Raw genomic sequence first — 25063 nt, 5'->3', positions numbered from 1 at the left:
TCAGCGGCCTTCGGATGTCCGGTTCCGGGCGGCGTTGAGGAACGGGGTGATGATGTCGACCGGCAGCGGGAACACCACCGTCGAGTTCTGGTCGGCGCCGAGCTCCAACAGTGTTTGCAGATAACGCAACTGCAGCGAGGCCGGGCTCTTGGACAGTTCCTCGGAGGCCTGCCGCAGTTCCTCGGAGGCCTGCAGTTCGCCGCGCGCGTTGATCACCTTGGCCCGACGTTCCCGCTCGGCCTCGGCCTCGCGGGCCATCGCCCGCTGCATCGACTCGGGGATCTCGACGTCCTTGATCTCCACGACGCCGACCTCCACGCCCCAGTCCACCGTCATCTTCTCGATGATGCCGCGCAGGTCGGTGTTGAGGTCCTCGCGATGGGCGAGCAGGGTGTCCAGGTCGGCCCGGCCCAGCAGTGAACGCAGGGTGGTCTGGGCGATCTGCGAGGTGGCCACCGAGTAGTTCTCCACCGCCATGATCGCCCGGGACGGGTCGACCACCCGGAACATCACCACCGCGTTGACCCGCGCCGGGACGTTGTCCTTGGTGATGACCTCCTGCGGGGGAATGGTCAGCGTCACCACCCGCAGGTCGACGCGCTCGATCCGGTCGAGCAGGGGGAACAGGAACACCAGCCCTGGCCCGCAGACCGGGCGCAGATGCCCGGCCCGGAACACCACGCCGCGTTCATACTCGCGCAGTACGTTGACCGACCGCCACAGCAGCAGCACCAGCACAACGAGGACGACGCCGGCTGGAAGCAGCCATGTCACCGGGTTTCACTCTCCTTCTCGGATTGGCGGACACCCCAGCGGGTGGAGTACTTGTCGATGGCCGCGGCCACCGAATCCTCGTGCGCGGTGCGCGACGGCAGATGCTCGGGCGCCTGCACGGGGGTGTGGATGAGATGCCGGAACAGCGGGGCCGTGCAGGCCGCCACGATCAGCAGGGCGGCGGCGAGTACCAGCAGGTCGGCCGGGCTGTGTTTGGCGACGCCCTGGCCGACCACCAGCAGCATGCCCAAACCGGCGATCACGCAGGCGATTCCGCGGTGGAACCGGCCGGCCTCCGAATGCGGCCACTCGTCGACCTGGCGGCTGATCTCCCGCCCGTTGGAGCCCGTCGTGCAGGACTTCTTGACCGGGCAGGAGTTGCAGATCGACGGCTTGGCGCGGTAGCGCATCACCCGGTTCTCCGGGTCGAAGGACGTCGGCCACAGCCACTGGTCCTCCGGGCAGCGCCAGGCGTCGTGGTCGGGATGGTAGGCGAAACTGCCGCTCTGCCAACGTGCGGCGTGACTGGAGGCCCGCTTCGCCATCAGGTCGAAGCCCCAGGCGATTGCCACCAGCAGCAGCGCGTACCCGGAGACCAGCCAGACCGCGATGTCGGGTCCGGTCATGGCCTCGCGGCCGTCTCTGGCTCCTCGGTGCCGGCCGAAAGCTCCTCGTAGAGGGTGTCCTCCGGAAGCTCGTCGGTGGTCGGGGCGCCGAAGAAGTTCCGCGCGGCGACCCAGCCGATGTACATCAACGGGACGATGCCGCCGAGGATGAAGATCAGGTCACCGGGCATCCGCATCCACTCCAGCAGGGCGTTGCCGGGGTTGGTGACGTAGCCCAGCGATCGCGCCTCGAAGTAGCCGGAGTTCACCGAGTGGTACAGCTGCAGCACGCCCAGCGGCAGCAGGGTGGCGAACACCATCCAGGCCAGGCCGATGTTGAGGCACCAGAAGCTGCACTTGGCGGCCTTCTCCGGCCACTTGTTCTCGGGGATGGCGTAGCGGAAGCAGAACAGGGCCAGGCCGACGGCCAGCATGCCGTAGACGCCCATCATCGCCGCGTGCCCGTGGTTGGCGGTCAGCGCGGTGCCGATCTGGTAGTAGGACACGATCGGCAGGTTGATCAGGAACCCGAACACCCCGGCGCCCAGGAAGTTCCAGAAGCCGACGGCGACCAGGAACATCACCGACCAGCGGTGCGGGAAGGGCTTGGTGTCGCCGGACTGCTGACGCGACCCCAGGTGCAGGAACGTCCAGGCCTCGACGGTCAACAGGGTCAACGGGATGACCTCGGCGGCGGAGAAGAACGCACCGAGGGCCATGTGCTCCACCGGGGTGCCGGAGAAGTACAGGTGGTGCATGGTGCCGATGATGCCGCCGGCCGAGTACAAGATGATGTCCAGGAAGATGATGCCGATCGCGATGCGCTTACGCACCACGCCGAGCAGCACGAAGATGTAGGCCACCATCACCGTGGTGAACAGCTCGAGGAAGTCCTCCACCCACAGGTGCACCACCCAGAACCGCCAGAAGTCGGCGACCGAGAAGTGCACGTCGCTGCCGGCCAGCAGGCCGACGGCGTAGAACGCCGGAATGGCCAGGCCGGAGAAGAAGAACAGCCACGGCATGCCGGTCATCGACGTGGACTTCAGTCGGGCGCGCAGACCGCGGTAGACGATCGCGATCCAGATGAACATGCCCAGGGTCAGCAGGATCTGCCAGACCCGCGGCAGATCCAGGTACTCCCACTGCTGGGAGAACAGCGTGCCCTCGCTGATGACGCCGAACACCGAGAGTGCCTCGGAGACCAGCGATCCCACCACCACCAGCGCGACGGCACCCAGCAGGATGTAGGCCAGCCAGTGCTGCTTCTTGGGCTCCTTGCGGGTGATGAACGGGGTCAGGAAGATGCCGGCGGCCAGGAACGCGGCGGCGGTCCAGAACAGTGACAGCTGCAGATGCCAGGTGCGGGCCAGGTTGTAGGGCAGCCACTGGGCCAGGTCGAAGCCGAAGAAGCTGGACAGGTCGGCGCGATAGTGCTCGGCCAGTGAACCCAACATGGCCTGGGCGAAGAACAGCACGCTGATCACCACGAAGAACCACACGCAGGCGCGCTGGGACGGCGTCAGCACCACCTCGTCGGGCTGGCGGTAGGACACCACCGGGGCCTCATTGGAATGCCAGCCGATCTTTTGGCTCCACCGGCCGTAGACGGCGAACATGATGCCGGTGCCGCCGAGCAGCGCGACCAGCGACAGTGCCGACCACACCACCAGGTCGGCGGTCGGCCCGTTGTCGACGAGCGGCTCGGCCGGCCAGTTGTTGGTGTAGGTGTAGTTGTGGCCGGGGCGTTCGGCCGCCGCAGCCCAGGCGCTCCAAGAGAAGAACGCGGTCAGGTCATGAATCTGCTCGGGGTCGGTGATGAAGTTCGGCAGCAGGCCGATCTTGGAGGATTCGGGGCCGAAGTAGTTGGCGTAGTACTTCTGCAGCGCGTCGAACGCCTTGATCTGCTCGTCGGTGTACACCAGGGTCTTGGTGGCCTCGTCGTAGCGGTTGGTGCGGAATTGCTCGACCACGGCGTCGTGCACCTGCGGGTTGCCAGCCTGCTGCAGTTGCTCGGTCACGCTTTCAGCGGCCCGGCGCAGATAGTCGGCGGTGTAGTCGGGGCCGAGGTAGGCCCCGTGGCCGTGGATGGAGCCGTACTGCATCAGGCCGCGGGCCTGGAACAGTTCCTGTCCCCGGGTGACCTGCGCGCCGGTGAACACCGTCTCACCGGACTGGCTGACGACCTTGTCCGGCAACGGCATCGACGCGGTGTAGGTGCGATAGGCCAGGATGCCCATCACGAAGAAGCCGAAGATCATCACCAGGGCGACGCCCTGCACCCAACCCTTACCGATGGTGGGTTCGTCGTCGCCCTCCGGCCCGGCGGGCGGTTGGGACTTTGTGTCGAAGGCCATGGCTGCTGTCCCCTTCGGTGTCCGACTTCGGATGCGTGTTACTTTGCTAGCAGATGTGCGTCGTCTACGTCCGCGGAACGGCGGACTCGGTATATCGCCATGATGATTGCGAGACCAATGACCACCTCGCAGGCCGCCACCACCATGGTGAAGAACGCCACCACCTGACCGTCGAGCTGGCCGTGCACGCGGGCGAAGGTGACGAATGCGAGATTGGCCGCGTTGAGCATCAATTCGACGCACATGAAGACGACGATCGCGCTGCGGCGCAGCAACACACCGGCCGCTCCGATGCTGAACAGCAGCGCCGACAGGTACAGGTAGTGGTCCGGGTTCATGTCGCGTCCCGCTCGCCGCGGCGCGGGGTCAGCGTCGCACTCACCGACAGGACCGCCGGCGACCCGTCGGGCAGCAGCGCGGCCACGTCCACGCCGTTGCTGCGGGCGAACACCCCGGGGTTGGGCAGCGGGGTGGGGTGCCCGCCGGGGCCGAACCGTTCGATGGCCAGCTCGCGCTGGGTCTTTCGCGCGGTGAGCCGCTCCCGGTGCGCCAGCACCATCGCCCCGAGCGCGGCGGTGATCAGCAGCGCGCTGGTCACCTCGAACGCCCACAGGTAGCGGTTGAAGATCAGTACCGCCAGGCCCTCCACGTTGCCGTGCGCGGCGATCTCGGCGGCGGGACCCGCCAGTGTCGGCGCGGGTTTCGCGGCGCTGCCGGCGGTGGCCGCCGCGCCGATGCCGGCGATCACCAGCACCCCGAAGGCCAGGCCCGCGGCGATGGCCGCCAGACGTTGTCCGCGAATGGTTTCGGTGAGTGATTCCGCGGAGTCGACGCCGATCAGCATCAGCACGAACAGGAACAGCATCATCACCGCGCCGGTGTAGACCACCACCTGCACCACGCCGAGGAACAGTGCGCCCTGGGCGACGTACAGCACGGCCAGGCTGATCATGGTGGTCGCCAGAAACAGCGCCGAGTACACCGCCTTTCGGGCGGCGACGACCCCGAGAGCGCCGGCCACCGCGATGGCCCCGAGCACCCAGAAGGCGACCTGCTCGCCGGTCATGGGTACTCCGGTGCGGCGGGGACACGGCCCAGGTAGTAGTCGTCGTCGACGGTGCCCGGTGCCATCGGGTGCGGTGGCGCGGCCATCCCGGGTTCCAGCGGGGCGAGCAGTTTGTCCTTGCCGTAGATCAGGTCTCGGCGATTGTCGTCGGCCAGCTCGTAGTCGTTGGTCATGGTCAGCGCCCGGGTCGGGCAGGCCTCGATACACAGCCCGCAACCGATGCAGCGCAGATAGTTGATCTGGTAGACCCGGCCGTAGCGTTCACCGGGGGAGAACCGGGCCTCCTCGGTGTTGTCGGCGCCCTCGACGAAGATGGCGTCGGCCGGGCACGCCCAGGCGCACAGCTCGCAGCCGATGCACTTCTCCAGCCCGTCGGGATACCGGTTGAGTTGGTGGCGGCCGTGATAGCGCGCGGCGGTGGGTTCCTTGACGTCGGGGTACTGCTCGGTGACCGGACGCGTGAACATCGTTCTCAGCGTCACGCCAAACCCGGCCAGGGCCTGCAAAAGGTTAGCCACGGGTGGCCCCCCGGAGACCCAGCGTCACGCCGAAGCCGGCCAGGGCCTGCAAAAGGTTAGGCATCTGCGGTCTCCCTTCGCGGAGGCGATTGTCCGGGCAGCGGCGGTACCGGGAACCCGCCGGGCTGCGGGTCCGGCGGCGGGATTCGCCTGCGCCGCCGTCGTCGTCGCACCGCGAACACGGCGACGACGACGAGGGTGAACGCGACGTTGACCGCCACCGTGCTCCAGACCGAGTGGCCCTCGGCACGCAGCGTGCGGCTGAGCGCGACGACCATGATCCAGACCAGCGAGAACGGGATCAGGATCTTCCAGCCCAGCGCCATGAACTGGTCGTAGCGCAGCCGCGGCAGCGACGCCCGCAGCCACATGAAGAAGAACAGGAACAGCCAGACCTTGGCGACGAACCAGATCAGCGGCAGCCAACCGGAATTGGCCCCGTCGAGCAGGCTCAGCGGCCACGGCGCGTGCCAGCCGCCGAGGAACATCGTGGTGGCCAGCGCCGACACCGTGGTCATGTTGATGTACTCGGCCAGCATGAACATCGCGAACTTCAGCGACGAGTACTCGGTGTGGAACCCGGCGACCAGTTCGCCCTCGGCCTCGGGCAGGTCGAACGGGGCGCGGTTGGTCTCGCCGACCATCGAGACCAGGTACACCGCGAACGACGGCAGCAGCAGGAAGATGTACCAGGTGCGGTCCTGGGCGGCGACGATGCCCGAGGTGGACATGGTGCCGGCGTAGAGGAACACCGCGGCGAACGACAGCGCCATCGCGATCTCGTAGGAGATCACCTGCGCGCTGGAGCGCAGCCCGCCCAGCAGCGGGTACGTCGAGCCGGAGGACCAGCCGGCCAGCACGATGCCGTACACCCCGATCGAGGTCACCGCCAGCACGTAGAGCACCGCCACGGACAGGTCGGTGAGCTGCAACGGGGTGCGATGCCCGGCGATGCTCACCGCGGGCCCCATCGGGATGACCGCGAACGCCAGGATCGCCGGGACGGTCGCGATGACCGGGGCCAGCAGGTAGATGGGTTTGTCCACCCCGGCCGGCAGCAGGCCCTCCTTGAGGGCGAGCTTCACCCCGTCGGCCAGCGACTGCAGCAGGCCCCACGGACCGACCCGGTTGGGGCCGAACCGGGACTGCATGCGGCCCAGGATCTTTCGTTCCAGCAGGATCGCCACCAGCACGGTCAGCACCAGGAAACCGAAGATCGCGACGGCCTTCACGGCCATCAGCCACAGCGGGTCGTGGCCGAACAGGGTGGGATCGGGATGGGTCATGGCCGGCCCCGATCGATGCGGACGACGGCGCCGGGCTCGACGCCGAGCTGGTCGTGCACGGCGCTGCCGGCCGAGTTCAGCGGCAGCCACACCACCGCGTCGGGCATTGCGGTGATCGCCAGCGGCGCGACGACGGTCCCGTGCTCGGTGGACACCACGATCGGCTCGCCCTCGGCCGCGCCGAGCCCGGCGGCCGTCGACGCGGACAGCCGCGCGACGGTCGGCCGGGCGGTGGCCGCCAGCGGCTGTTCGCCGTCCTGGGCCCGGCCCCGGTCCAGCAGCATTCGCCAGCCGGCCAGCACCGCTTCGCCGGGCCCGGGCAGCCGCGAACCGGGGCCGAGGGTGGCCGGTGCGGGGATGCGAGCCCCGGTCCACTCGCCGAGCGCGGTGAGTTCGCCGACCACACTGGTGGCGTCCGAGAGCCCGAGATCGTGGCCGAGTTCGGCGGCCAGCACGGCGAGCACCCGCAGGTCGGTGTTGGCGTTGCTGGGCAGCGCGGCGGCGAACGGCCGCCAGCGGGCCTCCCAATTCAGGAACGCACCGGCCTTCTCATCGACCGGCGCGACCGGGAACACCACATCGGCGGCGGCGGTCACCTCGCTCTCCCGCAGTTCCAGGCTGACCACGAATCCGGCGGCGGCCAGCGCTGCCCGGGCCTGCCCGGGTGCGGGCAGGTCGGCCGGTTCCACCCCGCCGATCAGCAGCGCATCGAGATCCCCGGCGGTGACGGCGGACAGTATCCCGGCGGTGTCGCGGCCGGGGGAGTCCGGCAGCGCCTCGATGCCCCACAGCGCGGCGACCTGATCGCGCGCGGCGGGGTCGTGGGCCGGACGCCCGCCGGGCAGCAGGCCGGGCAGGCAACCGGCCTCCAGCGCGCCGCGTTCCCCGGCCCGGCGCGGGATCCAGGCCAGTTGTGCACCGGTGGCCGCCGCGAGGGCACCGGCGGCCGACAGCGCGCCGGGGCTGGTCGCCAGCCGCTCGCCGACCAGGATGACTGCGCCGGCGGGCAGCCGGCCGGCCAGGGCGTGCAGCGCGGCCGCCTCGTCGCCCGGCACGGTGGCGATCACCTCGGCGCCGAGCCGGCCGGAGCCGCGCGAGGCGAACGGCGCGATCGCGATGACCTGCTGACCGCGCGTGCGCACCGCCTTGCGCAGCCGCAGGAAGACGATCGGGGATTCCTCTTCGGGTTCGAAGCCGGCCAGGACCACCGCCGGCGCGTCCTGCAGCTGGGTGTAGGTGAGGCCGCGGTAGCGCCCGGCCACCGCGGCGGCCAGGAAATCGGCCTCCTCGGGCGAATGGCTGCGGGCGCGGAAGTCGATGTCGTTGGTGCCCAGCACCATTCGGGCGAACTTGGCGTAGGCGTAGGCGTCCGACACGGTGCTGCGGCCGCCGACCAGGACCCCGGCGGCGCGGGCCCGGGACAGCCCGCGGGCGGCCACCGCGAGTGCCTCCGGCCAGGACGCCGGGCGCAGCGCGTCGCCGTCGCGCACCAGCGGAGTGGTGATCCGGTCGCCGACCCGGGTGTACTGAAACGCCCAGCGGCCCTTGTCGCAGTTCCACTCCTCGTTGACCTCGGGATCGTCGCCGGCCAGCCGCCGCAGCACCTTGCCGCGGCGATGGTCGGTGCGCTGCGCGCAGCCCGACGCGCAGTGCTCGCACACGCTGGGCACCGAGACCAGGTCGAAGGGGCGGGCCCGGAACCGGTAGCTGGTGCCGGTCAGCGCGCCGACCGGGCAGATCTGCACGGTGTTGCCGGAGAAATAGGAGTCCAGCGGTTCGCCCGCGCCGATGCCGACCTGCTGCAGCGCACCGCGTTCCAGCAGTGCGATCAGCGGGTCACCGGCGATCTCGGTGGAGAACCGGGTGCAGCGCGCGCACAGCACGCAGCGTTCCCGGTCCAGCAGCACCGCCTCCGACAGCGGAATCGGTTTGGGGAAGGTGCGTTTGACGTCGTCGAAGCGGGTCTCGGGCCGGCCGGTGGACATCGCCTGGTTCTGCAGGGGGCATTCCCCGCCCTTGTCGCACACCGGGCAGTCCAGCGGATGGTTGATCAGCAGCAGCTCCATCACGCCGCGCTGCGCCTTCTCCGCGTCGGCGCTGGTGTGCTGGGTGCGCACCACCATCTCGGGGGCCACGGTGATGGTGCACGACGCCATCGGCTTGCGCTGGCCCTCGACCTCCACCAGGCACTGCCGGCAGGCGCCGACGGGTTCGAGCAGCGGGTGGTCGCAGAACCGGGGGATCTGCACGCCGATCAGCTCGGCCGCGCGAATCACCAAGGTGCCCTTGGGTACGCTGACCTGCTGATCATCGATGGTCAGGGTGACCATCTCCACCGGCGGCGCGTCGCGCTGCGGATCGGTCATCGTCACGCGATCACCCCCTGGGGTGGGGCAAGCATGGCGGCGGCCGGTTCGAACGGGCAGCCGGCGCCCAGATGCGCCTCGTACTCGGCGCGGAAGTGCTGCAGCGAGCTCAGCACCGGGGTGGCCGCGCCGTCGCCGAGCGCACAGAACGACTTGCCGAACACCGTGTCGGCGATGTCGGCGAGCTTGTCCAGGTCCTCTGGCACGCCCCGGCCGCTCTCCAGCCGGGCGTAGATCTGCGGCAGCCAGTAGGTGCCTTCCCGGCACGGGGTGCACTTGCCGCAGGACTCGTGGCCGTAGAAGTCGCTCCAGCGTCGTACCGCCCGGACCACGCAGGTGGTTTCGTCGAAGATCTGCAGGGCCTTGGTGCCCAGCATGGACCCCGCCCCGGCCATGCCCTCGTAATCCAGTGGCACGTCGAGGTGTTCGGCGGTCAGCAGCGGGGTCGACGAGCCGCCCGGCGTCCAGAACTTCAGTTCGTGGCCGGCCCGCACCCCGCCGGCGTAGTCGAGCAGTTCCCGCAGCGTGATGCCCAGCGGGGCCTCGTACTGCCCGGGCCGGGTGACATGCCCGGACAGCGAATACAGCGTGAAGCCGGGCGATTTCTCGGTGCCCATGGAGCGGAACCAGTCCGGGCCGCCGAGCACCACCGGCGGCACCGAGGCGATCGACTCGACGTTGTTGACGACGGTCGGGCAGGCGTACAGGCCGGCGACGGCGGGAAATGGCGGGCGCAGTCGGGGCTGGCCGCGGCGGCCCTCCAGCGAGTCCAGCAGCGCGGTCTCCTCGCCGCAGATGTAGGCGCCCGCGCCGGCGTGCACCACCAGGTCCAGGTCGAAGCCGGTGCCGCCGATGTTGGTGCCGAGATAGCCTGCGGCGTAGGCCTCCTCGACGGCGGCGCGCAGCCGTCGCAGCACCGGAACCACCTCGCCGCGCACATAGACGAAGGCGTGCCGGGCCCGGATGGCGTAGGCGGCTATGATCGCGCCCTCGACCAGGAAGTGCGGCGCCGACATCAGCAGCGGCATGTCCTTGCAGGTGCCGGGCTCGGACTCGTCGGCGTTGATCACCAGGTAGTGCGGTTTGGGGTTGTCCTGCGGGATGAACGACCATTTGGTTCCGGTGGGGAAACCCGCGCCGCCGCGCCCCCGCAGCCCGGAGTCCTTGAGCATGGTGATGACCTCGTCGGGCTTCATCGCCAGTGCCTTGCGCAGCGCCCGGTAACCGTGGTGGCGCTGATAGGTTTCCAGCGTCCAGGACTGTTCGGCGTCCCAGAAGCGGCTCAGCACCGGTGTCAGCGGAGTGCGGGCGGGGCTGTTCATGGCGCCTCGGGCGTGGTCATGCCGTTGGCGCGGGCGACCCGCAGCCCGGCCAGGGTGGCCTCCCCGGCACTGGCCGGCCCGGTGTCGGGGCGGGGATCGGGCAGCCCGGCCAGCGTGCGGGAGGTCTGGGAGAACGGGCACAGCGCCGCGCCGCGGGTCGGTACCACGGTGTTGCCCGCACGTAGTTCGTCGGCGAGAGCGGTTGCGCTGGAGGGGGTTTGATTGTCGAAGAACTCCCAGTTCACCATCACCACCGGCGCGTAGTCGCACGCCGCATTGCACTCGATGTGCTCCAGGGTGATGGTGCCGTCGTCGGTGGTCTCGCCGGCCGGGATGCCGAGATGGTCCTGCAGGGTGGCCAGGATGGCGTCACCGCCCATGATCGCGCACAGCGTGTTGGTGCAGACCCCGACCAGGTAGCGGCCGGTCGGGCTGCGCCGGTACATGGTGTAAAAGGTGGCCACCGCGGTGACCTCGGCGTGCGTCAGCCCCAATTGTGCCGCGCAGAAATCGATCCCGGCCTGGGTGAGGTAGCTGTCCTGCGACTGCACCAGGTGCAGCAGCGGCAGCAGCGCCGAGCGGGCCTGCGGGTAGCGGGCGATGATGGTCGCCGCGTCGTCGGCCAGCCGGGCGGTCACCTCGGCGGGGTAGCGGCGCGGGCCGCCGATCGGCGAGATCGGTTCCTCGGGCCGCGATCCCAGCGGCAGGTCGATGCTCACCGGTCGACACCGCCCATCACCGGATCGATGGAGGCCACCGACGCGATCAGGTCGGCCACCATGGCGCCCTCGCTCATCGCGGCGACGGCCTGCAGGTTGGTGAACGACGGGTCGCGGTAATGCACCCGGTAGGGCCGGGTTCCGCCGTCGGAGACCATGTGCACGCCGAGTTCCCCGCGCGGGGACTCCACCGCCACGTAGCACTGCCCGGCGGGCACCCGGATTCCCTCGGTGACCAGCTTGAAGTGGTGGATCAGGCCCTCCATCGAGGTGCCCATGATCCGGGCGATGTGCGCGGGGGAGTTGCCCAGCCCGTCGGGACCCAGCTCCAGGTCGGCCGGCCAGGCCAGCTTCCGGTCGGCGATCATCACCGGTCCGGGCTCCAGGCGGTCCAGGCATTGCCGGACGATGCGCAGCGACTGGTACATCTCGTCGACCCGGATGAGGAACCGGTCATAGCAGTCGCTGTTGTCCCCGGTGATCACGTCGAACTCGTAATCCTGGTAGCCGCAATAGGGTTGGGCTCGGCGCAGGTCGTGCGGCAGGCCGGTGGAACGCAGCACCGGGCCGCTGACGCCGAGTGCCATGCAGCCGGCCAGATCCAGGTAGCCCACGTCGCGGGTGCGGGCCTTCCAGATGGTGTTCTCCCGCAGCAGCTTGTCCAGGTCGAGCAGCCGGGCGGGCAGGATGTCGAGCAGGTGGCGGATCCCGGCCACGCCGTCGTCGGGCAGGTCGGCGGCCAGCCCGCCGGGCCGGATGTAGGCGTGGTTCATCCGCAGCCCGGTGATCGCCTCGAAGACGTTGAGGATCTCCTCGCGTTCCCGGAACCCGTAGAACATCGCGCTCATCGCGCCGAGCTCCATGCCGCCGGTGGCCAGCGCCACCAGGTGGCTGGAGATCCGGTTCAGCTCCATCAGCGCCACCCGGATCACCGTGGCGCGCTCCGGGATGTCATCGGTGATGCCGAGCAGCTTCTCCACCCCGAGGCAATAGACCGTCTCGTTGAATAACGGCGACAGGTAGTCCATCCGGGTCACGAACGTCACGCCCTGGGTCCAGTTCCGGTACTCCAGGTTCTTTTCGATACCGGTGTGTAGGTAGCCGATGCCGCAGCGGGCCTGGGTGACGGTCTCGCCGTCGATCTCCAGGATCAGCCGCAGCACCCCGTGGGTGGACGGGTGCTGCGGACCCATGTTGACCACGATCCGTTCGCTGCCGGGGTCGTCGGCCCGGGCGGCGGCGAGCACCTCGTCCCAGTCCTGTCCGCCCAGGGTGATCACGGTGTCGGTCATGAGTAGGCCCTGCGCTGATCGGGCGGCGGGATGGTGGCGCCGTGGTACTCGACGGGGATGCCGCCGAGCGGGTAATCCTTGCGCTGCGGGTGGCCCTCCCAGTCGTCGGGCATCTCGATGCGGGTCAGGCCGGGATGCCCGTCGAAGATGATGCCGAAGAAGTCATAGGTTTCGCGCTCGTGCCAGTCGGTGGTCGGATACACCGAAAACAGCGACGGCACATGGGGATCGGTGTCCGGGCAGGCGACCTCCAGCTGGATCCGCCGATTATGGGTGATCGACATCAGCGGGTAGTGGGCGCGTAGTTCGCGGTCGGTGTCGCCCGGGTAGTGCACGCCGGACACCCCGGCGCAGAACTCGAATCGCAGCTGCGGATCGTCGCGCAGGGCCCGGGCCACCGTCGGCAGCCGGAACCGGGCGATCTGCAGGGTGAGCTGGTCGCGGTGCACCACAACGCGTTCGACGCTGTGCGGGAACTGGTCGCCGAGCACCTCGGCGAGCCGGTCCACCACGGCGTCGAAGTAGCCGCCGTAGGGGCGCTCGGACCCGCCGGGCAGGGTGACCGGCTGTTGCAGCCGGCCGTAGCCGGAGGTGTCGCCGGTGCCGGCCGCACCGAACATGCCGCGGCGCACCGCGATGACGTCGGGGCCCTGGTCGGGGCCGGGGGTCTCGTCGCTCATCGCAACAACCCCTTGAGCTCCAGCGTGGTCGGTGAGGCCAGCGCGGCGGCCTCGGCGGCGGCCACCACCTGCTCGCGGTGCACGCCGAGGGGCATCTCGGCGATCTTGGCGTGCAGCATCAGGATGGCGTTGAGCAGCATCTCCGGGCGCGGCGGGCAGCCGGGCAGATAGATGTCGACCGGCACGATGTGGTCGACGCCCTGCACGATCGCGTAATTGTTGAACATGCCGCCGGAGGAGGCGCACACGCCCATCGCGAGCACCCACTTGGGCTCGACCATCTGGTCGTAGACCTGGCGCAGCACCGGCGCCATCTTCTGGCTGACCCGCCCGGCGACGATCATCAGGTCGGCCTGCCGCGGGGTGGCGGAGAACCGCTCCATCCCGAACCGGGCAATGTCGAAGCGCGGGCCGGCCGTCGCCATCATCTCGATTGCGCAGCAGGCCAGCCCGAACGTCGCGGGCCACAGCGAGCCCTTGCGGACGAACCCGGCGATCTTCTCCACCGTGGTCAGCAGGATGCCGCCCGGCAGCGCCTCCTCTAGTCCCATTCCAGACCACCCCGGCGCCACACGTAGGCGTACGCGACGAACACGGCCGCCACGAACAGCACCATCTCAATCAGGGCAAACAGGCCGAGCCGATCGAAGGTCACCGCCCACGGGTAGAGAAAGACGATCTCGATGTCGAAGACGATGAACAGCATCGCGGTCAGGTAGTACTTGATCGGGAAGCGCTGACCTGGGTGTTCGAGGGATTGGGTGGGCTCGATGCCGCACTCGTAGGCCTCCAGCTTGGCCCGGTTGTAGCGGCGCGGGCCGATCAGCACCGCGATGCCCACCGATCCGACCGCGAAAAGGGCAGCAATCACCCCCAGGATCAGGATGGGCGTGTAGAGGTCCATACGCCGGGCGGCTCCTCGGGTGTGGCTGTAGAGGTGAGCTACCCCACACCGTAGTCGGGTTCGTGGTGCGCGGCGGGATTTTGTCTACTTATCGGTGGTAGTACCGGGATGGCCGGGGCTTCGCGCGGATATTCAACGCGCACAGTGTTTTTCGCTGGCTAAATCCCCACGCCGGCGGGGGTATTTACCGGGGATGTCCGCTGGTGTCGGTGCTGTGCTGGTGCGTCGGCCGGTCTGTGCGCTTGAGACCTACGCGCTCGGCGGCCTGCCCGGGGGCTGCGGTTTCGGTCTGCCCGGTGAATGTGCTGCCCGGGCTGCCGCCTGGGTCTGCCCCGTGAGTGTGCTGCGCGGGCTGCCGCCTGCGTCTGCGCCCCGTGAGTGTGCTGCGCGGGCTGCCGCCTGCGTCTGCGCCCCGTGAGTGTGCTGCGCGGGCTGCCGCCCGGCTCTGTCCCCGTCGAGTGTGAAAATATTTTCACACTCGCGCTCGACAGTGAAAATATTTTCACACTCGCGAGGTGCGGGGCCGCGGGTGCCGGGGCAGGGCCGCGGGTGCTGGTTAGGGCCGCCGACGCGGGTGCGGCGGGGCCGCGGGTGCGGCGGAGGAGCCCGCCCGGGTCAGGCCGGCAGCACCTCGAACACTGGGATCACCCGGTCGGTGGCGTCCTGGTAGGCGGCGAACGCCGAGGAACGCCGGGCGATCTCGGCGAACACCGGGTTGCGCTCGGCGTCGGGCAGCTTGCGGACCCGCGCGGCAGCAGGAGCCGCGCCGCCGACCTCGATCCGGACCTCGGGGTTGGCCCGCACGTTGGCCACCCAGGCCGGGTCCGCGTCGCGACCGGCCGCCGACCCGACGATGTAGCGGGCACCGTCGATGTCGAAATAGGCCAGCGGGTGCAACCGCGGCTGCCCGGACTTGGCGCCGACGGTGTGCAACAGCAGCAGGTCGACGCCGTCGAACGGGCCGCCGACCTTGCCGCCGTTTGCCTGGAACTCGGCGATGTTGCGACGGTTGAAGTCCTGCTCCTGCGCCGAGGAGAAGTCGCTGGCATTGGTCACGGCGGGTCCTTTCGGGTGGTGGGACGCAACAGCTCGGTCACCGTGCTCGCCAACACGATCGGGTCGATGGGATGCGGCACGGCGGCTTCCGCGCGTGACCACTTGGCGAGCCAGGCGTCGTCGCGGCGGCCGGTCAGCACCAGGATCGGCGGGCAGTCGACGATCTCGTCCTTGAGCTGCTTGGCGATGCCCATCCCGCCGGCCGGGGCGGCCTCGCCGTCGAGAATCGCCAGGTCCACGCCGCCGGCGTCCATCTCCCGGATCACCACCGGCGCGGTCGCGACCTCCAGGTGGTCGAGTTCGGGCAGGTCGGGGTGCACCCGCTTGCCCAGCGCCAACAGCACCTGCTCGCGGGTGCGGGCGTTGTCGCTGTACACCAGGACGCGCAGCGGGGTTGGCACGCGGCCGATGATACGTCCGTGGCGACCGGCCCGGCACCGCTTTGCCGCCCGCGCGGGCCGGGCCATGGCACGCCCGGCTCGAGTACCGTCTAGCGGAGGTTTAGTCAGTCCAGGCAGAGGAGTCGGAATGGGGCGCTTTTCCCGGCGTGCGGCGGCCGCGCTGCTGTGCGGCGGGCTGCTGCTCGCCGGCTGCTCGGCCGGCCCTAAGGACGTCGACAACGCCACCGAGCCGGCGCCGGCCGCAGAGGCCGCCGCCGACGGCTGCGCGTACACCGACGCCCCGCTGCTGACCCTGCCGCCGCGCGGCCCGGGCGAGCCGACGCTGGAACTGCCGCAGCCCCGGGGCTGGGAACGCAACACCACGATGGACTCCGAGACGGTCCGCGGGGTCATCGTCAACACCGGGATGCGGGCCGACGACTTCACCCCGAACGCGGTGGTCACCCTCGTCGACATGACGGCCAAATCGCCCACCCCGCAGCAGGTCATCGACATCGAGCTGGCCGAGCTGAGCAGCAACGGGGTGGCTGTCGAGACCGCCGACACGATGCTGGTGTGCGGACATCCGGCGATGACCGTCGGCTACACCCTGGAGAGCCGGCCGGTCAACGCCGTCATCGTCGGGGTCGCACATGAGGGCAAGACCTTCAGCGCGGTGGTGACCATGCAGACCGCTGATCCGACCAACGCCGACTACGTCGCGGATATGGACACCATCCTGAGCGGGTTCCGGGTCAGCTACTGAGGGACTGTGGGATGGCCGGGCTTCTCACCGCGGCTCGTGCCTCACCGCTTGATCGTCGTCCGGCGGTCGCCCGCCCGCAGGAGCGCGCTCGGCAGGTCGTGGCCGACCAGGCGCTGCGCGACGGCGGCCGCCGCGATGGCCGCGGGCAGCTCGATCCCGGTCTGCACCCCGCAGTCGCGCAGCAGGTAGACCAGGTCCTCGGTGGCGATGTTGCCGGTGGCGCCGGGGGCGAACGGGCAGCCGCCGAGCCCGCCCGCTGCGGCGTCGAGCCGGGTGACCCCGGCGGCGACGGCGGCATACGCGCTGGCCAGCCCGGTGCCGCGGGTGTTGTGGAAGTGCGCGCCCAGCGGCAGCCCGTCGATCACCGGCCGGAGCGCCGCGATCAGCTCGGTCACCCGCACCGGGGTGGTGGTGCCGATGGTGTCGGCGACGGCGATCCGGTCGGCACCCAGCCGGGTGGCCGCCGCGGCGATGTCGACCACCCGCTGCGCCGGGGTCGGGCCGTCGAACGGGCAGTCCCAGGCGGTGGCGATGATGACCTCCAGGGTCGCGCCGCCGTCGTGGGCCAGCCCGACGAGATCGGTGATGGCGGCCGTCGCCTCCGCGCTGGAGCGCCCGACGTTGGCCCGGCTGTGCCCGTCGGAGGCCGACACCACGTACTCGATGGACCCGAACCCGGCGGCCAGCGCGCGCCGGGCGCCGTTGGCGCTGGCCACCAGGGCGGAGAACTCGACAGTGTCGAACCGACGCAGCTCGGCGGCGAGTTCGGCGGCGTCGGCCAGCGCGGGCACCTTCGACGGGGATACGAACGCGGTGGCCTCGATCTCGCGGACCCCGGTGTCGACGATCGCCGCCAGCAGCGTCAGCTTGTCGGCCAGCGGCAGTGGCTTCTCCAGCTGCAGGCCGTCGCGCAGGCACACCTCGCGGATCGTCACCGCTTCCGGCAGGTTCACAGCACGCCCTCCTTGCCCAGCCGGTCGAGCTCGTCGGCGGCATGGCCGAGCAGATCCCGGTACACCTCAACATTGTGCTGCCCGGCCCGGGCCGGCCCGGCGTGCCGCACCCCGCCGGGGGACTCCGACAGCTTCGGGATCACCCCGGGCCCCTTGATGTTTCGGCCCAGCCGTTCGTCGAAGTGCTCGACGATCATGTCCCGGGCCAGCAGTTGCGGATCGGCGACGACCTCGGCGACGGTGTTGATCGGCCCGGCGATCACCCCGGCCGCCGCCAGCGTTTCGATGATCTCGGCGGGCGCGCGGGCCGCCGCCCAGGCCCCGATGATCGCGTCCAACTCATCCTGATTGCGCCCGCGGGCGCCGTGGTCGGCGAACCGTTCGTCGCGGGCCAGTTCCGGGGCGCCCATCGCCTCGCACAGCCGGGCGAACACGGTGTCCTGGTTGGCGGCGATCACCACCCAGGAGCCGTCGGCGCTCCGGTAGATGTTCGATGGCGCGATGCCGTCGAGCCGGGTGCCCGACGGGCCGCGCACCACCCCGCCGGCGTCGTAGTCCGGGATGACGGATTCCTGTATGGCCAAACAGGATTCGGTGAGCGCGGTGTCGACGATCTGGCCCCGGCCGGTGACGGTGCGGCGGTACAGTGCGGCCAGCGCGCCCTGGGCGGCGAACATGCCGGCCAGCGAATCGCCGAGTGACAGCGCCAGTCGCGGCGGTGGGCCGCCGGGAAAGCCGTTCATGTGCCGAAGCCCGGATTCGGCCTCGGCGACCGAGGCGTAGCCGGCCCGGTGCACGTTCGGCCCGGTCTGCCCGTAGCCGGACACCCGGACCAGGATGATGCCCGGATTGCGTTGCGAGAGCACGTCGTAACCCAGTCCCCAGCGCTCCAGGGTGCCGGGCCGGAAGTTCTCCACGACGATGTCGGCGTGTTCGACGAGTTCGCAGAACAGTTCCCGGCCGCGCGGGTCACGCAGGTTGAGGGTGACCGCGCGCTTGTTGCGGGCGTGCACGGTCCAGAACACGTGCTCGCCGTCGACCTCGGCCTGCCCCCAGGTGCGCAGCGGATCCGGGGCCCCGGGCGGCTCGACCTTGATGACGTCGGCGCCCATGTCGCCGAGCAGCCGCCCGGCGAACGGGCCGGAGATCAGCGTGCCGACCTCGATGACCCGGATGCCGTCCAGGGCGCCGATGGCCGTCATCGCGTCGCCCCGGTGAAGCCGCGCCGGGCCAGCCAGTCGGTGCAGATGGCCACCGCCCGTGCCAGCGGCTCGCGCTGGTCGTCGCCGGCGTAATAGTGGTTGGCACCGGGGATCTCGTGCAGTTCCTTGTCCGGGTGCCCGATCGCCTCGAACAGCCGGCGGGTGTGACTGGGTGTGCAGGCGTCGTCGGCGAGGTTGCCGATCACCAGGGTCGGTACCGCGATGTCCGGTCCGGCGGTCAGCGCATCGCCGTTGGCGTCGTCGTAGCTCCACTGCGACAGCCAGCTGCGCAGCGTGCAGAACCGGGCCAGGCCGAACGGGCCGTTGTTGACCACCCGCGGGTCACCCAGGTAGCAGCTGCCGGGCGCGCGGTCGTTGGGGTCGACGGTGGCGTCCAGCCAGCGCGGGTCGGCCATCGTGCCGTGCACCACGAAGGCGAATTCCTCGTCGGGCCGGCCGGCGGCGGCCAACGCGGCCAGCTTGTCCTTGACCCGGGCCGTGATCCGGCGGTTTCGGGCGATCTGCGCGGCCCGGTAGCGGTCCAGAAACTCCGCGGTGTACGGCGGCTGGTTGGGGTTGTCCGGGTCGTAGAGATCCAGCTCCCGATCCCGGTTGTCCGGGTCGGATTCGTCCACGATGGAGGCGTCCAGCCACTCGGTGAGGGTGCCGTGCCGGCTGATGTGGGCGGCCAGCAGCAGCAGCGCGTCGGCCGGGATCAGGCCGAGGCGGGTCAGATCCGGGCCGTCGCCGGACGGCGCGGCGGTGATCGTCGGGTGCTGGGCCTGCTGCTGGTAGAAGGCCGACAGGGAGCCGCCGCCGCTCCAGCCGGCCAGCACCACCTTGGAGTAGCCGAGCCGGTTCTTGGCGTCCTTGATGGCTTCGCCGAGATCTTCGACGACCTTCTCCATCAGCAGCGCCGAGTCGGTGCCGCGGAATCGGCTGTTGCAGTAGATGACGTGGTGGCCGGCGCGGGCCAGCGCGTTGATCATCGGCAGGTAGGCGCCGCCGCCGATCGGGTGCATGAACACCAGCACGGTGTCGCTGGGGTGGTCCCGGGGTCGCAGCAGCTGGCTTTCCAGCACCACCAGTTCGGACAGCCCGCCGTAGACGTCGCGGACCCCCGAATCATTGCGGTAGGCGATCAGATACGGGATCCGGTTGTAGTCGTGACGGGTCGGCTCGGCTGCGTCCTTGTCAGCGGTGTGCATGTCAGTGCTGCCCCAGATCGTTGGCGAGTACGGCGGCCGAGGGAACCAGGCGCCGACGGGTGTCGATGGCGATCACCGACCAGTCCACCCGGTCGAAGTCGTCGAACTTGCGCCGCGCCCGCTCGCGGACCCGCTCCGGGGCGCCGTGGTGAATGCCCTGCGGGGCATGGGAAATCAGCCCGGCCGGCATCGGCGCACCGAACAGCGAGCCGCCGTGGAAGAACGCGATCTCGTCGAAGTCGACGTTGCGGTGATACCACGGCACCCGCTCGGCCCCCGCCGCGGTTTCGGCAGGCCGGGGCAGAAAGTTCATCACCTGCACGCCGGTGGCCTGCATGAACAGCTGGGCGGTCGGCACCAGGTGGATCCGTTCGGAGGCCACCACGTTGTAGTCCTCGATGTTGAAGGTGAACGGGAAATTGTCGCCCTGCCAGCCGACCACGTCGAGCGGATGATGCGGGTAGTGCAGCGTGGTGGTGTCGGCGCCGTCGACGGGGCGGTGCCGCAGCCGCACCTGGTAGCCGTCCTCGCCGGTCGGGCCGGCGTCGTCGTCGAAGGCCACCGGCTCGGGGATCACCAGCTGGCTCGGGTCGAAGGGGAAGTGTCGGCCCAGCGCACCCGGGGGCGGCACCCGGAACTCGTCGGTGGCCTCGATCATCAGCAACGTCGACTCGCCGTCCGGGAGCTGGCGCCAGGTGCAGGCCTTGGGCAGGTAGATCCAGTCGCCCGGGCGGTAGTCCAGCGGACCGAACTCGGTGTCGATGCGGCCGCTGCCGGCGTGGGTGAAGCACAGCAGGTCGCCGTCGATGTGGCGGACGAAGAACGGCATCGCCGCGGTGCGCCGGGACAGCGACACCCGGCAGTCCTGGTTGGAGAACAGCGGCAGCGGCTCGCCGTCGGGGTCGACGGCCTCGGGCGGAGCCAGCGCGGAGCTCAGCACGTCGGTGGGGCGCAGCGGCCCGGTGCTGCGGAATGCGGTGGGGTCGTTGCGCCGGTACAGGCTGGCGGTGCGGCCGACGAAGCCGCCGCGGCCCAGTTCGTCGTCCTTGAGCCCGGCCAGGTCGGTGTGCAGCCGGCCGGGGGTGACGCCCTTGCGCAGTTGGACGAAGGATTCCATCGGGGTGCTCCTGTCAGGGCCGAGTCATGAAGTCCAGCACCCGTTCGCGCTGGGCGACGGGCATCGGATGGGCGGAGTTGTTGGCCATCTGCAGGAACCCCATCCCCGCGGCGAAGGTCAGCTGGGCCCGCAGGTCCGCCTCGGCGGCCTCAAAGCCCAGGTCGAGAAACGCCTGGCGGACGGCCTTTCGGGCGCGGCGATCCCCGGCGGTGACGCTGGCCGCGACCGCGGGGTCGGTGCGGGCCCACTCCCGCATCGCCCGCTCGAGCTTCCAGTGCCGCGGGTGCAGCAGCGCCTCGGTCATCATCGAAAGGCGTTCGCGCGGCGGGTGATCGGGGCCGGCGCGGTGGATCGGCAGTTCGCGGCCGCGCTGCTGGGCCCAGGCCTCGATCAGTGCGCTGCGGTAGCCAGCCATGCCGGTGAAATGCCAGTAGAAGCTGCCCTTGGTGACCCCCAGCTGCGCGCAGAGCCGGTCGATCGTCAGGGCCGGGCGGCCCGCTTCGGCCAGCAGGCTGAAGCCGGCCTCCAGCCAATCCTGCACCGACAGTCGGCCGCGGGTCCCGGTGGTGGTCATGGCGGTCTCAGATCATCGCCGTCGACGGCACCGCGGCGCCGACGCTCAGCGCGCCGGCGAGTTCGCGGCTGGTGTCGTAGTCGAAGATGACGTGCCCGGCCAGCACGTCGACGTCGCGCTTGGCGCGCTGCAGCGGGTTGTCCAGGAAATGCGCACTGGCGCCGGAGGCGGCCAGCAGCGCGCCGATGACGGCCCGGGATTCGGCGACGATGTGGGCGGCGGCCAGCCGGGCCTGGGCGCGGGCCGGCCGGCGGACCGGTTCGCCGACGGTCACCGCGGCTTCGATCGCGGCGACCGTCGAATCGAGCAGGCCGTGCAGGGCGCGCAGCCGCACCTGGGCCGCGCCGAGGTGGGCCAGCGCGATCGGCTGATCCTGCTGAATCACGCCCTGGTAGGCCAGCACCCGCCGGCCCAGTCGGTCGGCGTAGAGCTCGGTGACCCGCTCGGCGGCGCCGAGGGCGGGCATGGCGGCCAGCAGCGCCAGGGCGGGCACCATCGGCCAGCGGTAGGTCGGGTGGTCGTGCGCGGCGGCCCCCGGTGCGGTGCCCCGGTAGATGTCGCGGACCGCGACCAGGCGGTGCTCGGGAACGAACACGTCGTCGATGCCGACGTCGTTGGAGCCCGTCGCGCACATGCCGTCGGTGTGCCAGACGTCGTGCACGCTGACCCGGTCGGCGGGCAGCAGCGCCAGCGCGGGGTAGAGGGCGTCGTCGGGGCCGCACAGCGCGCCGACGAGGATCCAGTTGGCATCCATCACCCCGGTTGCCCAGGACCAGCGGCCGGTCAGCCGCACCCCGCCGGGGGCGGGCCTGCCGCGGCCGGTGGGGGCCAGCGTGGCCGGCGCCAGCAGCGGCCGGGTGGCGAACGCCTCGGCCTGGGCCCGCTCGTCGAACAGTGCGGTCAGCCAGTTGTGCAGCGCGTAGAAGCCGATGGTCCAGGCGCTGGAAACGCAGCCGTGCGCCATCTCGCGCACCGGGTTGAGCAGTTCGGGGAAGCGGGCCTGGCGGCCGCCGAAGCGGGCCGGCACCAGCAGGTCGGTGAACCCGGACTCGGCCAGCTCGGCGATGGTCTGGGCGGGCAGCCGGCGCAACCGCTCGGCCTCGGGGGCGCGTTCGGCGAGCCGGTCGACGAAGGGCGCGCCGATGCCGGCTGCGGGATCGGCGGGGGCCACCATGTCGCGAACGTACCATACTGTTTGGTATGGCACGTGGGTTCCGGAGACGACGAATGCCCCCGGAGCGCGGTGGCGTTCCGAGGGCATTCGAGGTGGGAGCCGGTTACTTCAGTTCGGCCGAGGACAGGCCGAGCAGTCGGCGGGCGACCACCAGTTGCTGAATCTGCTGGGTGCCCTCGAAGATGTCCAGAATCTTCGAATCGCGAGCCCACTTCTCCAGCAGTGACTCCTCGGAATAGCCTGCGGTGCCGGCCATTTCGACGGCCTTGAGGGTGATGTCGCTACCGACCCGGGCGGCCTTGGCCTTGCACATCGAGGCTTCCTTGGAGTTCGGCACCTTGTTGTCGGCCATCCAGGCGGCCTGCAGGGTCAGCAGCCAGCCGGCCTCCCAGTCGGCCTCCATCCGGAGGAACTCCGCTGCGGCCGCGCTCTGGGCGTGCGCGGGCTTGTTGTAGGAGATCTCCACGCCGGCGTCGATGAGGATGCGGCGCAGTTCCTCCAGCGCGGCGCGGGCACACCCGACGGCCATCCCGGCCACCAGCGGCCGGGTGTTGTCGAAGGTCTCCATCACCCCGCCGAAGCCCTTGTCGACGTCGATCTCCGGGCTGCCCAGCAGGTTCTCCTTGGGGATCCGGACGTTGTCGAAGCGGATCACCGCGGTGTCGGAGGCCTTGATGCCGAGCTTGTGCTCGAGGCGCTCCACGATGACGCCGGGCGTCTCGCGCGGGACGACGAACGACTTGATCGCCGCGCGCCCCTTGGACTTGTCCAGCGACGCCCACACCACGATGTGGCCGGCCCGCGATCCGGCGGTCACGAAGATCTTCTCGCCGTTGATCACGTACTCGTCGCCGTCGAGGGTGGCCGTGGTGGTGACCGCAGCCGAGTCCGAGCCGAAGCTGGGCTCGGTGATGGCCATCGAGGCCCACACGTTCTTGCCGAACCGCTCCAGCTGCTCGGGGTTGGCCACCGAGGAGATCGCGGCGTTGCCCAGGCCCTGGCGCGGCACGCTCAGCAGCAGCGCGACGTCGCCCCAGGACACCTCGATCGCGTTGATCAGCGCGGACATGTTGGCGCCGTTGACGTTCTTCTTGCTGCCGGCCTCGGCGCCGTGGAAGGCGTCGGCGCCGGCGAAGGAGACCGTGCCGGCCTCGGAGATGCCGTCGAACAGCTCCGCGAGGGTGTCCAGCTCGACCGGGTAGGCGTGCTCGGCCAGGTCGTACTTGCGCGAGATCGGCCGGAACATCTCGGCCGCACCCTGGTGGCCCTTCTCGGCGACGGCCTTCAGCTTCTTGGGGAGTTCCAGATTGATTGCCATGTCAGGTTTTTCCGTTCTATTCCAGTCAGGGGCTTACAGGACCACGACACCCTCGGCGACGCCGACACCGCGCAGATCGCGGTACCAGCGCTCGACCGGGTGTTCCTTGGTGTAGCCGTGGCCGCCGAGCAGCTGCACGCCGTCGTTGCCGATCTGCATGCCGCGGTCGGTGGCGAGCTTGCGGGCCAGTGCGGCCTCGCGAGCGAACGGCATGCCCTGCTCGGCGCGGGAGGCCCCGCGCCAGACCACCAGCCGCAGCCCGTCGAGCTCGATGGCGATGTTGGCGCACATGAACGCGACTGACTGGCGGCGGGCGATCGGCTCGCCGAACGCCTCGCGTTCCTTGACGTAGGGGATGACGTAGTCGAGCACGGCGTGGCTGGTGCCGACCGCCAGCGATGCCCAGCCCAGCCGGGACAGCGCGATGGCATCGGAGTAGTCCTCGTCGGTCGCGGCGTCCTCGCCGAGTCGGTTGCCCAGCGGAACGGTGACGCCGTTGAGCTCGATGCGGCCCAGTGCCGCGGCGCGCAGGCCCATGCTCGGGTCGGCCCGCACGGTCAGGCCCGCGGTGTCGGATTCGACGATGAACATCGCCGGCTTGCCGCCCAGTTGCGCGGCGATGATGAACACCTCGGCGTCGGCGGCGGCCGGAACCAGGGACTTGATCCCGTCGAGCCGGTAGCCGCTGGGGGTGCGCACCGCGGTGGTCTTCAGCGCGGTCGGATCGAACAGCGGGTGCGGTTCGGCGATCGCCACGCAGGCCTGTGGCACCTGCTCGCCGGAGAACGCGCTGAGGTAGGTGGCCTGCTGGTCGGCGCTGCCCCAGTGGGTGAGCGCCGAGGCGACGCCGCCGGGGGCCAGGATCGGCAGTGCCAGGCCCATGTCGCCGTAGGCCAGCGCCTCGGCCACCAGGGCGTTGGTGACGGTGGAGCGCTGCGCGGCGATGCCGTCGAAGTTCTCCGGGACGTTGATCGCGGTGACGCCGAGCTCGGCGGCCTTGGCGGTCAGGTCGGCCGGGTAGCCGGCGGCGGCGTCGGCGTCGTGGGCGGCCGGGCGCAGGATCTCGGCGGAGAACTCCCGGACCGTGTCGACGATCATCTGCTGATCCTCGTCGGGGGTCAGGTCGAAGTAATCCGAACCGCTGGCCTTGAGCCGGGTCGGGGCCTGGCCGCCGCCGCTGACGCGGTTGAACTGCCGGGTGGCCGCGCCCGCGGTGGAGAACGCGGTCCGCACGCCGTAGCGCAGCCCGCGGTTGAGCGGGTCGCGCAGGCCGTACTTGTCGAGGAATTCCTGGCCGACCAGCGGCGTGAGGACCGCAAGGCCGATGTCGACCGCGGTGCGCTTGTGGCGCTGCAGGCCGACGGCGCTCTCGTGGCCGGATTTCTTGGTGGACGTTTTTTTGCTCATGGGTTCAGCAACCTCTGGC

The 25063-nt window shown here is 70.2% G+C and carries 25 protein-coding genes; 1 reads left to right on the top strand and 24 read right to left on the bottom strand.

What is annotated here, in order from left to right; translation table 11 throughout:
- The 16 genes from G6N10_RS08530 to G6N10_RS08455 all read right to left on the bottom strand — a co-directional run bounded on the left by G6N10_RS08530 (position 1) and on the right by G6N10_RS08455 (position 15346).
- Entirely contained in the window at positions 1–774 is a 774-nt protein-coding gene (locus G6N10_RS08530; protein ID WP_085097770.1) for a slipin family protein, read from the bottom strand.
- Positions 771–1400: a hypothetical protein gene (locus G6N10_RS08525; protein ID WP_085097773.1), complete on the bottom strand. Its 630-nt coding sequence runs from the start codon at positions 1398–1400 to the stop codon at positions 771–773. Before G6N10_RS08525 ends, G6N10_RS08530 begins: the two co-directional genes overlap by 4 nt.
- Positions 1397–3736, bottom strand: a complete 2340-nt coding sequence (locus G6N10_RS08520) for a nitric-oxide reductase large subunit (protein WP_085097776.1) — start codon at positions 3734–3736, stop codon at positions 1397–1399. Before G6N10_RS08520 ends, G6N10_RS08525 begins: the two co-directional genes overlap by 4 nt.
- A gap of 38 nt (positions 3737–3774) precedes the next feature.
- Entirely contained in the window at positions 3775–4074 is a 300-nt protein-coding gene (gene nuoK, locus G6N10_RS08515; protein ID WP_085097779.1) for an NADH-quinone oxidoreductase subunit NuoK, read from the bottom strand.
- Positions 4071–4802: an NADH-quinone oxidoreductase subunit J gene (locus G6N10_RS08510; RefSeq protein WP_085097782.1), complete on the bottom strand. Its 732-nt coding sequence runs from the start codon at positions 4800–4802 to the stop codon at positions 4071–4073. Before G6N10_RS08510 ends, nuoK begins: the two co-directional genes overlap by 4 nt.
- The gene (nuoI, locus tag G6N10_RS08505; protein WP_085097785.1) at positions 4799–5320 is read right to left on the bottom strand and encodes an NADH-quinone oxidoreductase subunit NuoI; all 522 of its coding nucleotides are present in this window, start codon (positions 5318–5320) and stop codon (positions 4799–4801) included. The genes G6N10_RS08510 and nuoI overlap by 4 nt, the downstream gene beginning before the upstream one ends.
- A 56-nt stretch (positions 5321–5376) precedes the next feature.
- Positions 5377–6606: an NADH-quinone oxidoreductase subunit NuoH gene (gene nuoH, locus G6N10_RS08500; RefSeq protein WP_085097788.1), complete on the bottom strand. Its 1230-nt coding sequence runs from the start codon at positions 6604–6606 to the stop codon at positions 5377–5379.
- The gene (locus tag G6N10_RS08495; protein WP_085097791.1) at positions 6603–8972 is read right to left on the bottom strand and encodes an NADH-quinone oxidoreductase subunit G; all 2370 of its coding nucleotides are present in this window, start codon (positions 8970–8972) and stop codon (positions 6603–6605) included. Before G6N10_RS08495 ends, nuoH begins: the two co-directional genes overlap by 4 nt.
- Positions 8973–8974: 2 nt before the next feature.
- Entirely contained in the window at positions 8975–10294 is a 1320-nt protein-coding gene (gene nuoF / locus G6N10_RS08490) for an NADH-quinone oxidoreductase subunit NuoF (RefSeq protein ID WP_085097794.1), read from the bottom strand.
- The gene (gene nuoE / locus G6N10_RS08485; RefSeq protein WP_085097796.1) at positions 10291–11013 is read right to left on the bottom strand and encodes an NADH-quinone oxidoreductase subunit NuoE; all 723 of its coding nucleotides are present in this window, start codon (positions 11011–11013) and stop codon (positions 10291–10293) included. Before nuoE ends, nuoF begins: the two co-directional genes overlap by 4 nt.
- Complete coding sequence (gene nuoD / locus G6N10_RS08480; protein ID WP_085097798.1) at positions 11010–12305, bottom strand: NADH dehydrogenase (quinone) subunit D; 1296 nt, start codon at positions 12303–12305, stop codon at positions 11010–11012. Before nuoD ends, nuoE begins: the two co-directional genes overlap by 4 nt.
- A complete protein-coding gene (locus G6N10_RS08475; protein WP_085097801.1) occupies positions 12302–12985 on the bottom strand; it encodes an NADH-quinone oxidoreductase subunit C in 684 nt (227 codons plus the stop codon). The genes nuoD and G6N10_RS08475 overlap by 4 nt, the downstream gene beginning before the upstream one ends.
- A complete protein-coding gene (locus G6N10_RS08470) occupies positions 12982–13536 on the bottom strand; it encodes a NuoB/complex I 20 kDa subunit family protein (RefSeq protein WP_085097805.1) in 555 nt (184 codons plus the stop codon). Before G6N10_RS08470 ends, G6N10_RS08475 begins: the two co-directional genes overlap by 4 nt.
- Positions 13527–13889, bottom strand: a complete 363-nt coding sequence (locus tag G6N10_RS08465) for an NADH-quinone oxidoreductase subunit A (protein WP_085097808.1) — start codon at positions 13887–13889, stop codon at positions 13527–13529. The genes G6N10_RS08470 and G6N10_RS08465 overlap by 10 nt, the downstream gene beginning before the upstream one ends.
- 615 nt (positions 13890–14504) lie before the next feature.
- Complete coding sequence (locus G6N10_RS08460; RefSeq protein WP_085097811.1) at positions 14505–14945, bottom strand: nitroreductase/quinone reductase family protein; 441 nt, start codon at positions 14943–14945, stop codon at positions 14505–14507.
- Complete coding sequence (locus G6N10_RS08455; RefSeq protein WP_407663976.1) at positions 14942–15346, bottom strand: Rv3143 family two-component system response regulator; 405 nt, start codon at positions 15344–15346, stop codon at positions 14942–14944. The genes G6N10_RS08460 and G6N10_RS08455 overlap by 4 nt, the downstream gene beginning before the upstream one ends.
- A 127-nt stretch (positions 15347–15473) precedes the next feature.
- Here G6N10_RS08455 and G6N10_RS08450 point away from each other — a divergent pair, with 127 nt between their 5' ends.
- On the top strand, positions 15474–16091 hold the full coding sequence (locus tag G6N10_RS08450) for an LpqN/LpqT family lipoprotein (RefSeq protein WP_085097814.1): 618 nt from the start codon (positions 15474–15476) through the stop codon (positions 16089–16091).
- 41 nt (positions 16092–16132) lie between these two features.
- Here G6N10_RS08450 and G6N10_RS08445 read toward each other — a convergent pair whose 3' ends face one another.
- From G6N10_RS08445 to G6N10_RS08410, 8 genes are all read right to left on the bottom strand, one after another.
- Entirely contained in the window at positions 16133–17044 is a 912-nt protein-coding gene (locus G6N10_RS08445) for a hydroxymethylglutaryl-CoA lyase (RefSeq protein WP_085097817.1), read from the bottom strand.
- Positions 17041–18246: a CaiB/BaiF CoA transferase family protein gene (locus tag G6N10_RS08440; RefSeq protein WP_085097820.1), complete on the bottom strand. Its 1206-nt coding sequence runs from the start codon at positions 18244–18246 to the stop codon at positions 17041–17043. Before G6N10_RS08440 ends, G6N10_RS08445 begins: the two co-directional genes overlap by 4 nt.
- Complete coding sequence (locus tag G6N10_RS08435; protein WP_085097823.1) at positions 18243–19454, bottom strand: alpha/beta hydrolase; 1212 nt, start codon at positions 19452–19454, stop codon at positions 18243–18245. The genes G6N10_RS08440 and G6N10_RS08435 overlap by 4 nt, the downstream gene beginning before the upstream one ends.
- A gap of 1 nt (position 19455) precedes the next feature.
- Complete coding sequence (locus G6N10_RS08430; protein WP_085097826.1) at positions 19456–20571, bottom strand: homogentisate 1,2-dioxygenase; 1116 nt, start codon at positions 20569–20571, stop codon at positions 19456–19458.
- Positions 20572–20584: 13 nt separating this feature from the next.
- A complete protein-coding gene (locus G6N10_RS08425) occupies positions 20585–21145 on the bottom strand; it encodes a TetR/AcrR family transcriptional regulator (protein ID WP_085097828.1) in 561 nt (186 codons plus the stop codon).
- Between the two features lie 7 nt (positions 21146–21152).
- Positions 21153–22319: an acyl-CoA dehydrogenase family protein gene (locus G6N10_RS08420; protein WP_085097831.1), complete on the bottom strand. Its 1167-nt coding sequence runs from the start codon at positions 22317–22319 to the stop codon at positions 21153–21155.
- A 103-nt stretch (positions 22320–22422) separates the two neighbouring features.
- A complete protein-coding gene (locus G6N10_RS08415; RefSeq protein WP_085097834.1) occupies positions 22423–23637 on the bottom strand; it encodes an acyl-CoA dehydrogenase family protein in 1215 nt (404 codons plus the stop codon).
- A gap of 33 nt (positions 23638–23670) precedes the next feature.
- A complete protein-coding gene (locus tag G6N10_RS08410) occupies positions 23671–25044 on the bottom strand; it encodes an acyl-CoA dehydrogenase family protein (RefSeq protein ID WP_085097838.1) in 1374 nt (457 codons plus the stop codon).
- Between the last annotated feature and the right edge of the window lie 19 nt (positions 25045–25063).

The sequence above is a fragment of the Mycolicibacterium fallax genome (assembly GCF_010726955.1).
In the GTDB taxonomy this organism is placed as follows: Bacteria; Actinomycetota; Actinomycetes; order Mycobacteriales; family Mycobacteriaceae; genus Mycobacterium; species Mycobacterium fallax.
Note: the sequence above shows the minus strand (reverse complement) of the source record. Positions and strands in the feature narration are given on the sequence as shown.